The following is a 13494-nucleotide window of genomic DNA, read 5'->3' as shown; positions in this document are numbered from 1 at the left end:
TCCGTGTCCGCGAAGAACGACGGTCCCGTCGAGGCCGCTGCCCAGAGCAAGTCCGAGCAGACCCGCGCGCTGATCCTGGAGACGGCGATGCGGCTGTTCCGGGAGCGGGGCTACGAGAAGACCACGATGCGGGCCATCGCCACGGAGGCCGGGGTCTCCGTCGGCAACGCGTACTACTACTTCGCCGGCAAGGAACACCTGATCCAGGGCTTCTACGACCAGCTCGCCGCCGAGCACCGGGTGGCGGTCCGCGAGGTCCTGGACAAGGAGACCGACCTGGAGAAGCGGCTCGCCGGCGTGCTCAAGGTGTGGCTGGACATCGCCAGGCCGTACCACGAGTTCGCGGTCCACTTCTTCAAGAACGCCGCCGACCCCGACAGCCCGCTCAGCCCCTTCTCCCCGGAGAGCGAGCACGCGCGCGTGGAGGCCATCGGCGTGCACCGCGAGGTGCTGGCCGGGGCGAAGGCGAAGGTCGCCCCGGAACTGCGGGACGTGCTGCCCGAGTTGATGTGGCTCTCCCAGATGGGCCTGGTCCTGTACTGGATCTTCGACCGGACCGAGGACAGCGAGCGCAGCTACCGGCTGGCCGAGCGGGGCGCCCGGCTGACCGCGCGAGGCGTGTCCCTCGCGCGGTTCCGGGTGCTGCGACCGCTGGTCCTGGAGGTCCACGAGCTGTTCACGGACTTCCTGCCCGGGATGACGCGGGTGCTGCCGGATCCCGGAGGCAGAAGCAGGGGCGGCGCGGCTAGTTGACCGCGTCCACCTCGTCCCCGGTCAGCTCCACGTCGTACACCACCGGCCCCTCCGCCACCGTCACGTGCCGGGCCTTCGAGCCGTACGACGCCGACGTGACCGCCAGCAGATAGGCCCCCGGCGCCGGGACCGACACGATGTAGGAGCCGTCCGCCAGGGAGGTCACGCGGTCCAGTTGGCGGCCACCCTTGGACATCACGGTGACCGAGGCCGCCTCCACCGGGTCGCCGCCCGGTGTGCGGACGAAGCCGTGGATCGCCGTGCCCGGGCCGGTGGGCTCGGCCGGATCCACAGCCGCCGCGGGCTCCTGGGGTTCCACCGCCAGGTGCGGGAGCCGCTTGTCGAGCCAGGCCGGCAGCCACCAGTTGGAGCGGCCCAGCAGGTGCATCGCCGCCGGGACCAGGGCCGTACGCAGGATGAAGGCGTCCAGGGCGACCGCGGCCGCCAGGCCGACGCCCGCCATCGCGGCGCCCGAGTCGCCGCTGAGGACGAAGGCGAGGAAGACGCAGACCATGATCAGGGCCGCGGAGTTGATGACACGGCTGGTCTCCGCGAGGCCGACCCGGACCGCCCGCGCGTTGTCCTTGGTGTGCACCCACTCCTCGTGCATCCGGCTCACCAGGAACACCTGGTAGTCCATGGAGAGGCCGAAGAGCAGGGAGAGCATGATGACCGGGAGGAACGCGTTGATCGGGCCCTCCTTGCCGAGGCCCAGCAGGTCCAGACCCCAGCCCCACTGGAAGACCGCCACCAGGACGCCGAAGGAGGCCGCCGCCGCGATCAGGTTCATCACGGCGGCCGTCAGCGGGACCACCAGGGAGCGGAAGGCGACCAGGAGCAGCAGGAAGCCCAGGGTGATGATGGTCCCGATGAAGAGGGGCAGCCGGTCGCCGGTGACGGAGGCGAAGTCCTTCGACACCGCCGTCACGCCGCCCACGTGCGCCTGTGCGCCCGCCTTCGGGATCACCTGGTCGCGCAGGGTGTCGATGAGGTCGTCGGTCTCCTTGGACTGCGGGGAGGTGGTCGGGACCACCTGGATGACCGTGACGCCCTGCGACGGGGGCAGTTCGGCCACCTGGGCGACGCCCGGGGTCGACTGCAGGCCCTGGACCAGCTTCGCGGTGTCGCCGCCGACGCTGACCACCTGGAGGGGGCCGTTGAAGCCGGGGCCGAAGCCCTCGGCGAGCAGGTCGTAGGCCTTCCTGGTGGTCGTGGACGCGTCGTCGTTGCCCTGGTCGGTGGCGCCGAGCCGGAGCGAGAGGACCGGGATGGCCAGGACCGCCATGACGACCACGGCGAGCACGGCGATGCGGCGCGGGCGCTTCTCGACGTTCGCCGACCAGCGGGCCGCGAGCCCGCTCGCCTTCTCCGGTTCCGGGCCCTCGGCGGCGAGCCGGCGGCGCTGGCGACGGCTGAGGACGCGCGGGCCGAGGAAGCCGAGCAGGGCGGGCAGCAGGGTGGTGGCCGCGAGGACGCTGAGCACGACCGTGAGGGACGTGCCGATGACCACGCCGTCCAGGAAGTGCAGCCGGGTGACCAGCATGCCGGCCAGCGCGATGCAGACCGTGCCGCCCGCGAACAGCACCGCCCGGCCCGAGGTGTTGAGGGCGGTGACCGCCGACTCCTCGGGGTCCATGCCGCGCAGGATGCCGCGCCGGTGCCGGGTGACGATGAACAGGGCGTAGTCGATGCCGACGCCGAGGCCGATCAGGGAGGCCAGCAGCGGCGCGATGTCGGGGATGTCGGTGGTGTGGCTGAGCAGCTGGGTGGAGAACAGGCCCATGCCGACGCCGAAGACGGCGATCGCGATGGGCAGGGTCATCGCGAAGAACGAGCCGAAGGCGAGGAACAGCACGACGGCCGCCGCGATGATGCCGACCATCTCCGACAGGCCCTGCGGCGGCTCCTGGACGCGCTGGATGGCCTGGCCGCCCAACTCGACCTGGAGGCCGGACCGTTCGGCGGCCTGCGCGGTGTCGAGGACCTTCTGCACCTGCTCCTTGGGGATTTCGTTCGCCCGCTTGGTGAAGGTCAGCTGGGCGTAGGCGATCGTGCCGTCCTTGCTGATCTGCGCCGACCCGCGGGCGCCCGCGTAGGGGCTGGTGACCGCGCCCACGCCGGGCAGCTTGGCGATCTTGTCGAGGGCCGGCTGGACGCGGTCCTTGACCGCCTGGTCCGTCACCGAGCCGCTGTCGGCCTTCCACACCACGGTGTCCGTGTCACCGGAGGTGTTCGGGAAGGCCTTCTGCATCAGGTCGTACGCGGTCTTGGAGTCCGTGTCGGGGAGGGAGAACACGTTCGCGTAGTTCGTGCCCGCCGTCGAGGCCGAGAAGCCCACGCCGACGAGTGCCCCCACCCACAGCAACAGGACCACCAGCCGGTGCCGATAGCACCACCGTGCCAATGCCGTCACGCTCAACAGCTCCTTGTCGTCGATCACTTCGGTCGGTTGGTCCCCCAGGTCCTGGGGAACAGGATCGGCAGCGGGGAGCGCGCCGGGACACGGGGCGCGCATGACTCTCAAGGAACTCCAAAGCTGCGCGCCCCCGGCCGTCGGCGGCGGCGCCGATACTGGGGGCATGACGGCTCCAGGCAGCACCGTGCTGATCGTGGAGGACGAGCCGAGCATCGCGGACGTCCTCGCCATCGCCCTGCGCTACCACCGGTTCGAGGTGATGACGGCCGGTACGGTCCGGGACGCCCTCGCGCTCGCCGAGCGCACCCGGCCGGACGCGGCCCTGCTCGACGTGATGCTGCCGGACGGCGACGGACGGGCCCTCGCCCGCGAACTGCGCGCCCGGCAGCCCGACCTGGCACTGGTGTTCCTCACCGCCCGGGACGCGCCCGCCGAGATAGTCGGGGCGCTCGGCTACGGCGACGACTACATCACCAAGCCGTTCAACATCGACGAGGTCGTCGCCAGGATCGGCGCCGTGCTGCGCCGCACCCGCCCGGCGGACGTCATCCAGCAGCGCCCGCCGCTGCGCTACGGCGACCTGGAGCTGGACGAGACGACGTACTCGGTGCACCGCGCGGGCCGCACGGTCGAGCTGACCCCGACCGAGTACGCGCTGCTGCGCTTCCTGGTGCGCAACGGCGGCCGGATCGTGCCGAAGGAGCAACTGCTCAGGCACGTCTGGCAGTACGAGCACATACCCTCCGAGTCGACCGTCGTCGAGACCTACATCAGCTACCTGCGGCGCAAGCTCGACGCGCTGGGAGCACCGGTGATCACCACCCGGCGGGGCGTCGGGTACGGCCTGACATGAGCCTGGGCAAGCGCCGGCACCGGCACGGACTGCACTCGCTGCGCGGCAAGCTCACCCTGGCCAACGTCGGGCTGCTCGCCGTCGGCATCGTGGTGGCGGCCGTCGCGAGCATCATGGGCATGCGGCTGTACCTGATCGACCAGGTGGACTCCGAGCTGCTCAAGATGCGTACGTCACTGGGGAGTTCGGGGCTGACCCTGCGGCAGGTCGACTCGCTGGGCGCGCTCGGCGTGATCCGCGACCGGATCGCCCCGGCCGAGTCCGACCCGACCCCGGACTCGATCTTCACGGTCATCGACGCCAGGGGTGACGCGACCTCCCTCTTCGCCATGAAGCCGACCGAGGCCCAGCGCTCCCTCGCCGCCGCCGTGCCCGACCCGCAGGCCCTCGCCGCCGCGCCCGACCCGCGCGACGTCGACGTGCACGGCGCCTCCTACCGGGTGACGGCGACCCGGCTCGCCGACGGCTCCTGCATCCTGCTGGCCACCTCGACCGAGCTGCTGCACAAGGGCATCGCCAAGGCACTCAAGCTCGACTTCGCGGTCGGCACGCTGCTGCTCGCGCTGCTGTGCTGCCTGACCATGTACAGCGTGCGGAGACGGCTGCTGCCGCTGGAGGACATGGTGGAGACGTCGTCGGCGATCGCCGAGGGCGACCTGACCCGGCGGGTGCCCTCCAGCCAGCATCCGACGGAGGAGGTCGAGCAGCTGCGGCTGGCCCTCAACGCCATGCTCCACCAGGTGGAGACGGCGTACCGGACCCGCGAGCGCAGCGCGGCCCAGCTGCGCCGGTTCGTCGCCGACGCCTCGCACGAGCTGCGCACACCGCTCGCCGCCATCCGCGGCTATCTCCAGCTGTACGACAAGGGGATGCTGCGCGAGCCCGGGGAGCGGCGGCGGGCCTGGGACCGGATGCACGGCGAAGTCGACCGCATGGGCCGCCTCGTGGACGAGCTGCTGCTGCTCGCCCGGCTCGACCAGCGGCCCGAGATCCGGTTCCGGAACGTCGACGTGAGCCGGCTGGTGCGGGACGCGGCGGAGGACCTGCGGGCGCAGCAGCCGGGGCGGCCGGTGGCCGTGGCGGCCGACGGGGCGGTGCTGGTGCGGGCGGACGAGTCGGGGCTGCGGCAGGTGCTGGGGAACCTGATGGCCAACGTGCGGGTCCACACGCCGGCGGAGGCGGCCGTGCGGCTGGGGGTGGAGCGGGCGGACGGGGTGGTCCGGGTGTGCGTGGCCGACGAGGGGCCGGGGCTCGGGGAGGAGGACGCGGGGCGGATCTTCGACCGGTTCTTCCGGGTGGGGAGTGCGGAGGGGAGCGGGCTGGGAATGGCGATCGTGCAGGGAGTGGTGGAGGCCCATGGGGGTGAGGTGCGGGTGCGGACCTCTCCGGGGGAGGGGCTGACGGTGACGGTGACGTTGCGTTGCGGCTGAGTTTCGGCTGCGGGTGAGGGGGGCTGGCCGCGCAGTTCCCCGCGCCCCTGAAAGAAAGGGGACGCGTCCCTTCTTCTAGGGGCGCGGGGAACTGCGCGAGCAACCACGACCGCGCCGCAGCCGCACATGACTGCTACGGGTCGACCGAGATCAGCGCCCACACGGTCCTGCCGTGGGCTCCCCTGCTCCACACCCCCCACGCCGCCGCGATCGTCTCGATCAGGCGCAGGCCCCGGCCCGCCTCGTCGTCCTCCCGGACGATCCGCAGGCGGGGCTCCGCACGCCCCTCGTCGGAGACCTCCAGCAGGCAGGAGCCGTCGGCCAGGGCGGTGACCGCCACCTCGAACTCCCGCTCCAGGAGGGGGCCGTGGCGGACGACGTCGGTGGCCAGTTCCGAGACGAGGAGCAGGGCGTCGTCGACCGCCGGGGTGTCCGGGGCGTGGCCCCACGCGGCCAGGTGGTCCCGGACCCGGTGCCGGGCCATGCCGACGGACGCCGGGTGCCGGGGGAGCCGGAAGGCGTTGCGTCTCAGCACGCCCGTCAGATCCAGTTCAGGCTCCACAGGCGGAACACGCCCGTGCTGTCCGTGAGGTACTGGGCCCCGCCCACGTCCTCGCTGCTGAGGACGTAGTCGGTGCGCTGCCACAGCGGGATCAGCGGGACGTCGTTCGCCACGTCCGTCTGGACGTTCCGGAAGTCCTGGTCGGCACGGCTGCGGTCGGCGTACCGCTGGCTGTCCTGGAGGAGGCCGTCGACGGCCTTGTTGCTGTAGCCGGTGCTCATCACGGAGTCGCTGCCGACCAGGGAGGCGCCGAAGGTGTCCGGGTCGGGATAGTCGGCGACCCAGCCGACCGCCCAGGCGTCCATCTTCCCCTCGGCCCACGACTTCTGGAAGTCGGTCCACTCGTAACCCTTGACGTCGACCTTGAACAGGCCGCCCGCCTCCAGCTGCTTCTTCAGCGCGGCGGCCTCCTCGGCTCCCGCGCCGTGGCCGATGCCGTAGCCGAAGGTGAACTCGACGGGCGTGCTGACGCCGGCCTCCGCCAGGAGCGCCTTCGCCTTGGCGACGCTCTGGGTCGGGTAGGTGTCGAAGAAGGACGTGGTGTGCCCGGTGAGGCCGCTCGGGATCAGCGAGTACAGCGGCTGCACCGTGCCGTAGTACACCGTCGAGGCCAGCTGCTCGCGGTCGATCAGCCAGGCGAGGGCCCGGCGGACCAGCACGTCGTGCAGGGGTGACTTCTTGCGCGTGTTCAGGTACAGGTTGCGGGTCTCGGAGCTGTCCGACTCCAGGACGCGCTGGTCGGGGTCGCTCGGCGAGAGCTTGGAGACCATGCTGGGCGGCAGCGTCCGGGTCGCCACGTCGACCTGCTTGGCCTTGTAGGCGCCGGCGAGCTTGGCCGAGTCGGCGTAGTAGTGCAGCTCGACGGGGCGGCCGGTGCCGCTCAGCACGCCCTTGTAGTTGCCGTTGGGCCGCAGGGTCGCCTGCTTGTCCTTCGTGTACGACGTCAGGGTGTACGGGCCGGTGCCGTCCACCGAGTTGTCGGTGCGCAGCTTGTCCGCCGGGTACGTGTCCTTGTCGACGATCGCGCCGGCGCCGGTGGCCAGCTTGAACGGGAACGTCGCGTCCGCGGACGACAGGTGGAAGGTGACGGTCTTGCCGGAGGCGGTCACCGAGCGGAGCGTCGAGAGCAGGGAGGCCGGGCCGACATCGGAGTTGATCTTCTTGACCCGGTCGAAGGAGTACTTCACGTCCTCGGCGGTCATCGTCCGGCCGCTCGGGAAGGTGATCCCGTCGCGCACCACGCAGCGGTACGTCTGGAGGCCGGAGTCCGTGAAGTCACAGCTCTGCGCCGCGTCCGGGACCGGCTGGACACCGCCGGGCTCGAAGGTGAGCAGCGTCTGGAAGACGTTGTTGAACAACGCCCAGGAACCGGCGTCGTAGGCGCCGGCCGGGTCGAGCGAGGTGACGGCGTCGGTCGTGCCGACGGTGATCGTCTTGTTCTTGTTCTCCTGCGACGGCAGCAGCTGCCAGCCGCCGATCCCCACGACCGCCAGAACGACGAGTGTCACGAGAATCCGCATGCGAACAGATCGCATGGTTGGTGCCCTCCCCAGGACCAGCACGGGTCCGTTCCAGGCCCTGCCCAGGCCCTCCACAGGTGTCACTCCCCTAAGTGACGCGGCTCACCTAATCACAGGAGTTTCGTGTGGGGGAAGAGCGATCTGACTAGATGAGGAAGAACTTACCGATGGCTTGTTTCCGCCGGATTTCACAGCTCTTCCACAGTGTGTGCGAGGCGGTCCCGGTCAGGCCTGCCGCGACGCGAGTTCGATGACCGTGATGTCGGAGGGGGCGCCCACCCGGGTGGGGGGACCCCAGGCGCCGGCGCCCCGGGAGACGTACAACTGGGTGTCGCCGTAACGGTCCAGGCCGGCGACGGTCGGGTTGGCCGCCGCGGCGACGAGGTTGCCGGGCCAGAGCTGGCCGCCGTGGGTGTGGCCGGAGAGCTGGAGGTCGACGTGATGACGGACGGCCTCGTGGATCTGGACGGGCTGGTGGGCGAGGAGCACACAGGCGCGGGCCGGGTCCCGGCCGGCCAGGGCACGGTCGAAGTCGGGGCCCTGGCCGGTGCTTTCGCCGGCGATGTCGTTCACCCCGGCGAGGTCGAAGTGGGCGAGTTCCGTACGGGCGTTCTCCAGGGGGCGCAGTCCGAGGGTGCGGACCTCCTCGACCCACTGCCGGGCGCCGGAGAAGTACTCGTGGTTGCCGGTGACGAAGTAGCTGCCGTGGCGTGCGGAGAGCTGGGCCAGGGGGGCGGCGGCGGGGCCGAGGTCCTGCACGCTGCCGTCGACGAGGTCGCCGACGACCGCGATCAGGTCGGGCCGGGTGGCGTTGACCGTGTCGACGACGCGCTGCGCGAAGCCGCGGCCGAGGACGGGGCCGAGGTGGATGTCGCTCACGACGGCGATGCGGTAGCCGTGGGCGGCGCGGGGGAGTTTGGCGAGGGGGACGGTGACGCGTTTCACGCGGGGGCCGCGGAGGACGCCGTAGGTTCCGTAGCCGACGGTGGCGGTGGCGGCGGTGGCTGCGGCGGCGCCGACCACTCGGGAGACGAAGAGGCGACGGGTGGGGGTGGGGGTGGTGAGGACGGGACTTTCGGTGCGGGTGAGTTGTTTCAGGGGTGGTTCAGTGGGTGGGGACAGCGGCGCGTCGTGGGGGCCGGGCGCGCAGTTCCCCGCGCCCCTGAAGGGGCGCTCAACGTCCCGGCGCTTCAGGAGACGGCTCAGCAGCGGTCTCAGCGCCTCCCCCGCCACCACCGCCAGCAGCAGGTACAGGGACAGGGCCATCCACAGGAAGCCGGGCCAGGCCAGCACCCGCTGGAGGACGAACGGCGCGTGGCCGACCTCCGCGAACAGGGCCGCGAACATCACCGCCGGGCCGACGGTGAAGAGGGCCGTGCCCAGCCGGCGCGGCCACCCCCACCCGGTCGTCGTGTCGCGTACCAGGCGGCGCCAGAGGTACCAGTACAGGGCCGTCACCACGGCCAGGGCGAGGAGCCCGAAGACGATGATCACCCTGCCGTGCCTCTTCCCTGGCCTGTTTTCTATGACGTACGGCGCAGTGCGCGCACTCCGCGCAACCCGATGACCCCGATGACCGTCCCCAATACGAAGGACACGACGGCCAGCGTCAGGTGGATCCAGAAGTACGCCGTGGGATGCCCGTCGTCGAAGGCGAGACCGCTGCCGTCCTTGACGAGGTTCTTGACGAAAGTGATCCAGATGAACCAGCTCCACACCCCGAAGGCGAGCAGGAACCAGGAGACCGGACGACTGAGCTTCATGGGTTCAGTATCTCCGGCCGCTGTCCGGTTCCGGTTCCGGGGTGGAGTCGGTGACGGGACTTCGCCCTCCGTGGCAGGTACGTTCTCGTCCGTGCCCGCTCCGAAGCCGAAGGCCAGCCGCGTGCTGCTGGTCGCCTCCGCCGCCCTGCTGTCCCTGTCGTCCACCGCGCCGGTCGCGCTCGCCGCGCCGACCCCGTCAACGACTACGACTCCGTCGGCGACTCCCCCGGCGGGCATGTCGACGGTGGGCGGCACCCGGCTCGGGCAGCCCGGTACCCAGGTGAACCTGGCCGCCGGGGTGTCGGTGCTGCCGAAGGACATCACGGGGCGGTCCTGGATCGTCTCCGACGCCGAGTCGGGCGAGGTGCTGGCCGCGCACAACGCGCACTGGCGGCTGCCCCCGGCGAGCACCCTGAAGATGCTGTTCGCGGACACCGTGCTGCCCCGGTTCCCGAAGTCGACCCCGCACAAGGTGGTGCCGGCCGACCTGGCGGGGATCGGTGCCGGTTCCAGCATGGTCGGGATAAAGGAGGGCCAGACCTACACGGTCCACGACCTCTGGCTGGGGGTGTTCCTGCGCTCCGGCAACGACGCCGTGCACGTGCTGTCCGCGATGAACGGCGGTGTCGAGCAGACCGTCCGGGACATGCAGGACCACGCGGACGAGCTGCAGGCGCTGGACACCCACGTGGTGAGTCCGGACGGGTACGACCAGCCGGGGCAGGTGTCGTCGGCGTACGACCTGTCGCTGTTCGCGCGTTCCGGGCTGCAGAAGAAGGACTTCCGGGAGTACTGCTCGACCGTGCGGGCCAGTTTCCCGGGCGACACGACGAAGAACGCGAAGGGCCAGTCGGTCCGCGGGTCCTTCGAGATCCAGAACACCAACCGGCTGCTGAGCGGTGACACCGACGTCCCGGTGTACCAGGGCATCGCGGGGGTGAAGAACGGCAACACCACCAACGCGGGCGCCACCTTCACCGGGGTCGCCGAGCGGAACGGCCGGGTGCTCCTGGTCACCGTGATGAACCCGGAGAAGAAGGAGCACAACGAGGTCTACAAGGAGACCGCCAAGCTGTTCGACTGGGGCTTCCAGGCGGCCGGCAAGGTGACTCCGGTGGGTGAGCTGGTACCGCCCAAGGGGGCCGTGACCTCCAGCGCCTCGCCGGGGGCGACCGCGGTCGGCAAGGACGGCGGCGCGAGCGCGAAGCCGGTGGCCGCCGCCTCCGCCAACGGCTCCGGCGGGGTCGGGGTGGCGCTGGGGATCGCGGGCGGCGCGGTGGTGCTGCTGGCGGGCGCCGCGTTCCTGGTCAACCGCCGTTGGCCGCTGCCGGATCTGGTGCGCCGGCGGACTCGTCCCTGAACTCGGCGGTGGTCTCCTCCGCCGTCCAGGCGGCGCAGTACAGGACTATCTTGGCCGTGAAGTTGATCCACAGCAGCAGGGCCACCGGGACGCCGAACGCGCCGTACATGCTCTTCCCGGCGATGCCCTGGATGTAGCCGCTGAGCAGCAGCTTGAGGAGTTCGAAGCCGACCGCGCCGATCAGGGCCGCGACCAGCAGGCGGCGGCGCGGTGGTTCGACGCCGGGCAGCAGGGTGAGGACGTAGAGCAGGAGCAGGAAGTCGGCCGTCACGGCGACGAGGAACGCGGCGATGCGCAGGAGCAGGCTGCCCCAGCTGTGTTCGGCGATGCCGAACTGCCGGCCCGTCCAGCCGACCGCCGCCGAGGCGATGGTGGAGACGGCGAGCGTGACGAGCACGGCGCCGCCGAAGCCGATCAGGATGACGCCGTCCTTGGCCTTGGCGAGGATCGGGTTCTCGTCCTTGTCGGGCAGCTGCCACACCGCGCGCAGGCAGTCCCGCATCTGGCCGACCCAGTTGATGCCGGTGAACAGCAGGACGGCGCCGGCGATGAGACCGACCGTGCCGGCGTTCTGGACGAGGGAGTTGATGTCCAGCTGGTCGGAGATGCCGGGCACCTGTGCGGCGATCTTCTTCTGCAGGTCCTGCTGCTGCGAGGCGCTCAGCGTGGCGGCGCCGATCGCGGCGCCCACGGTCAGCAGCGGGAAGAGCGAGACGAAGCTGATGAAGGTCATGGCGGCGGCCAGCCTGGACCACTTCACCCGGTCGAGCCGCTCGTACGACCGCCACGCGTGCGTCGTCATCAGCCAGCCCACGAGGGGGCCGACGACGGGGAGTTTTCTCAGCCAGTCCATGATCCGACTCTGCCCCCTCCGCGGAACACCAATGTGCGGGTACCCCAGAAGCGCAGGATCGTAGCCAGCGCCATGCCGACGACCGCGCCGGAGACGGTGTCGGCGCGCTGCGAGGTGAGGCCGAGTCCGTAGTGGCTGACGGCGAGGCAGAGCAACTGGACCAGGGCGCCCGCGAGGTTGACGGCGACGAAGACGGCGTAGGCGCGCGCCCCGGTCGCGCGGGCGTGCCGGTAGGTGCCGCGGGCGTTGCCGAGGTAGGCGACCGTGCAGCCCGCCACGAAGGACAGGGACTTGGCGGTGAGCGGGTCGAGGGCGGCCGGGCCGCGCAGCCAGCTGAAGAGGCCGAGGTCGGCGGCGTAGGCGAGCAGGCCGACGGTCGCGAAGCCGATCAGCTCGCGCGCGGGCGCGGTCACCAGTGGGCCACCGCGAGGCCGTACATGGCCAGCCAGGCCAGGCCGATCAGGGCGAGGGCGCGGTCGCGCAGGACGACGTCCTCGGGTTCGCCCGCGGTGCCGCGGTCGGCGAAGACGGCGTACCGCAGGATCGCCAGGATGAAGGCGACCATGGACAGCTGGCGCCAGGGCAGCAGGCCGGCGGCAGGCCCGTCGTGGCCTTCGAGGGCCCACAGGCAGTAGGCGAGGACGGCGACTCCGGCGGCCAGTTGCCAGACGAAGCGGAGGTATCCGGTGGTGTACTCGGTGAGCAGGGCACGCGTGGCGCCCGCTTTTCCGGCCATCTGCACGGCCTCGGAGTAGCGCTTGGCCGCCACCATGAAGAGCGCGCCGAAGCCGGTGGTGATCAGGAACCAGCGGGACAGCGGGATGCCGAGGGCGACCCCGCCGATCATCGCCCGCATCAGGAAGCCGGTGGTGACGACGGCGAGGTCGACGACCAGGACGTGCTTCAGGGCGACGCAGTACGCCAGTTGCATGCCCAGGTAGGCGGTCAGCAGGACGGGGACCAGGGGTGGGGTGAGCCGGGCCGCGAGCAGGGGTGCGAGGACGGCCAGGAGGCCGCCGGCGGTGTAGGCGACGGGCACCGGGACCTGGCCCGCGGCGACCGGGCGGCGGCACTTGACGGGGTGGGCGCGGTCGGCCTCGGCGTCCCGGGCGTCGTTGATCAGGTAGACGGCCGCGGCGCAGGCCGTGAAGAGGGCGAAGGTCAGGGCGAGGCGGCCGAGCGCGGGCACCGAGAAGAGGCGTCCGGCGGCGGCCGGGGCGGCGATGACGAGGGTGTTCTTGACCCACTGCTTGGGGCGGGTGGTCCGCAGCAGGCCCGTGAGGAGACCGCCGGGGGTGACGCGCGCGTGTGCTGGTACGTGGGCTCGGGCGGGGTGGGCGCGCTGTCCGTGGAGAGTCGTTTCAGCGGCCCCCTCCGCCCGGCCCTCCGCCGGTGCCGTTCCGGCGGTCTCCTGCGCGGCGGCGTGCGCGGTCTCAGCCACGGCCGCCTCCGCTCATCCAGCGTGCCCCAGCCCGGGCCGTGAGTGCCCCGAGGGCCGCGCCCGCCGCCACGTCGGTCGGGAAGTGCACGCCGACGACCAGCCGGGACAGGCACATGGCGGCCGCGAGCGGCGCGAGGGCGGGCACCCCGAGCGCGCCGAAGGCGACGGCGGCGGCCGCCGCGGAGGTGGCGTGCGAGCTGGGGAACGAGTGCCGGCCCGCGGTGCGCATCCGGGGCCGGACGTGCGCGGGGCGGGCCCTGCGTACGACCCGTTTGACGCCCATGCTGCCGAGGTGCGCGACCGCGACGAGCGCCGTGCCGCGCAGCCAGGCGCCGCGCCGCGCGCCGTCCACGGCGGCGCCGGCGAGGCCCGCCGCGAGCCAGAGCGCGCCGTGCTCACCGGCGAGGGAGAGACCGCGCGCGGCCGACGCGACGCGTGGATCGGCGCCGCAGGCGTGCAGTGCGGAGAGGATCCGGTGGTCCATGTCGTCCATTGGACTCACTGTTCACCCTCACCCCGCCAAAGCTACGACCATATTGAGCG

Annotated in this window: 13 protein-coding genes; 4 read left to right on the top strand and 9 right to left on the bottom strand. The window is 71.6% G+C overall.

Annotation, left to right across the window (positions count from 1 at the left end; translation table 11 throughout):
• The first annotated feature begins 3 nt into the window (after positions 1 to 3).
• Positions 4 to 753, top strand: a complete 750-nt coding sequence (locus ACFY0K_RS29760) for a TetR family transcriptional regulator (protein WP_390642388.1) — start codon at positions 4 to 6, stop codon at positions 751 to 753.
• On the opposite strand, the gene ACFY0K_RS29755 is transcribed toward ACFY0K_RS29760, so the two are convergent.
• Positions 746 to 3157, bottom strand: coding sequence for an MMPL family transporter (locus tag ACFY0K_RS29755; protein WP_390642421.1), 2412 nt, complete (start codon positions 3155 to 3157; stop codon positions 746 to 748). The two genes, ACFY0K_RS29760 and ACFY0K_RS29755, sit on opposite strands and share 8 nt — an antisense overlap.
• A 175-nt stretch (positions 3158 to 3332) precedes the next feature.
• Between ACFY0K_RS29755 and ACFY0K_RS29750 the strand changes: the two genes are divergently transcribed.
• Positions 3333 to 4022, top strand: coding sequence for a response regulator transcription factor (locus ACFY0K_RS29750; RefSeq protein WP_351485385.1), 690 nt, complete (start codon positions 3333 to 3335; stop codon positions 4020 to 4022).
• Complete coding sequence (locus ACFY0K_RS29745; protein WP_390642387.1) at positions 4019 to 5452, top strand: ATP-binding protein; 1434 nt, start codon at positions 4019 to 4021, stop codon at positions 5450 to 5452. The genes ACFY0K_RS29750 and ACFY0K_RS29745 overlap by 4 nt, the downstream gene beginning before the upstream one ends.
• Before the next feature lie 133 nt (positions 5453 to 5585).
• Here ACFY0K_RS29745 and ACFY0K_RS29740 read toward each other — a convergent pair whose 3' ends face one another.
• From ACFY0K_RS29740 to ACFY0K_RS29725, 4 genes are all read right to left on the bottom strand, one after another.
• On the bottom strand, positions 5586 to 5987 hold the full coding sequence (locus tag ACFY0K_RS29740) for an ATP-binding protein (protein ID WP_390642386.1): 402 nt from the start codon (positions 5985 to 5987) through the stop codon (positions 5586 to 5588).
• 5 nt (positions 5988 to 5992) lie between these two features.
• The gene (locus ACFY0K_RS29735) at positions 5993 to 7549 is read right to left on the bottom strand and encodes an ABC transporter substrate-binding protein (RefSeq protein ID WP_390642385.1); all 1557 of its coding nucleotides are present in this window, start codon (positions 7547 to 7549) and stop codon (positions 5993 to 5995) included.
• 210 nt (positions 7550 to 7759) lie between these two features.
• Positions 7760 to 9028, bottom strand: a complete 1269-nt coding sequence (locus ACFY0K_RS29730; RefSeq protein ID WP_390642384.1) for a metallophosphoesterase — start codon at positions 9026 to 9028, stop codon at positions 7760 to 7762.
• Positions 9029 to 9057: 29 nt separating this feature from the next.
• Positions 9058 to 9297, bottom strand: a complete 240-nt coding sequence (locus ACFY0K_RS29725; RefSeq protein WP_294011328.1) for an SCO4848 family membrane protein — start codon at positions 9295 to 9297, stop codon at positions 9058 to 9060.
• Between the two features lie 91 nt (positions 9298 to 9388).
• On the opposite strand from ACFY0K_RS29725, the gene ACFY0K_RS29720 reads away from it, so the two are divergent.
• Positions 9389 to 10657 (top strand): D-alanyl-D-alanine carboxypeptidase family protein, encoded by a 1269-nt coding sequence (locus ACFY0K_RS29720; RefSeq protein ID WP_390642383.1) that lies wholly within the window; start codon positions 9389 to 9391, stop codon positions 10655 to 10657.
• Here the strand turns inward: ACFY0K_RS29720 and ACFY0K_RS29715 are convergent.
• From ACFY0K_RS29715 to ACFY0K_RS29700, 4 genes are read right to left on the bottom strand one after another with little or no spacing between them, the layout of a single operon-like run.
• Positions 10605 to 11510 (bottom strand): YihY/virulence factor BrkB family protein, encoded by a 906-nt coding sequence (locus ACFY0K_RS29715; RefSeq protein WP_390642382.1) that lies wholly within the window; start codon positions 11508 to 11510, stop codon positions 10605 to 10607. The two genes, ACFY0K_RS29720 and ACFY0K_RS29715, sit on opposite strands and share 53 nt — an antisense overlap.
• Complete coding sequence (locus ACFY0K_RS29710; RefSeq protein ID WP_382718874.1) at positions 11498 to 11923, bottom strand: GtrA family protein; 426 nt, start codon at positions 11921 to 11923, stop codon at positions 11498 to 11500. Before ACFY0K_RS29710 ends, ACFY0K_RS29715 begins: the two co-directional genes overlap by 13 nt.
• A complete protein-coding gene (locus tag ACFY0K_RS29705) occupies positions 11920 to 12951 on the bottom strand; it encodes a decaprenyl-phosphate phosphoribosyltransferase (protein ID WP_390642381.1) in 1032 nt (343 codons plus the stop codon). The genes ACFY0K_RS29710 and ACFY0K_RS29705 overlap by 4 nt, the downstream gene beginning before the upstream one ends.
• Positions 12944 to 13444: a phosphatase PAP2 family protein gene (locus ACFY0K_RS29700; protein ID WP_390642380.1), complete on the bottom strand. Its 501-nt coding sequence runs from the start codon at positions 13442 to 13444 to the stop codon at positions 12944 to 12946. The genes ACFY0K_RS29705 and ACFY0K_RS29700 overlap by 8 nt, the downstream gene beginning before the upstream one ends.
• Positions 13445 to 13494: the final 50 nt, after the last annotated feature.

This window comes from Streptomyces sp. NPDC001507 (genome assembly GCF_042894765.1).
GTDB lineage: Bacteria > Actinomycetota > Actinomycetes > Streptomycetales > Streptomycetaceae > Streptomyces.
This window is presented reverse-complemented; position numbering and strand designations above follow the sequence as displayed.

Coding starts and splice junctions, on each gene's coding strand:
- ACFY0K_RS29750 (WP_351485385.1), top strand. CDS start 3,333: ATGACGGCTCCAGGCAGCACCGTGCTGATCGTGGAGGACGAGCCGAGC.
- ACFY0K_RS29745 (WP_390642387.1), top strand. CDS start 4,019: ATGAGCCTGGGCAAGCGCCGGCACCGGCACGGACTGCACTCGCTGCGC.
- ACFY0K_RS29735 (WP_390642385.1), bottom strand. CDS start 7,549: ATGCGATCTGTTCGCATGCGGATTCTCGTGACACTCGTCGTTCTGGCG.
- ACFY0K_RS29725 (WP_294011328.1), bottom strand. CDS start 9,297: ATGAAGCTCAGTCGTCCGGTCTCCTGGTTCCTGCTCGCCTTCGGGGTG.
- ACFY0K_RS29715 (WP_390642382.1), bottom strand. CDS start 11,510: ATGGACTGGCTGAGAAAACTCCCCGTCGTCGGCCCCCTCGTGGGCTGG.
- ACFY0K_RS29700 (WP_390642380.1), bottom strand. CDS start 13,444: ATGGACGACATGGACCACCGGATCCTCTCCGCACTGCACGCCTGCGGC.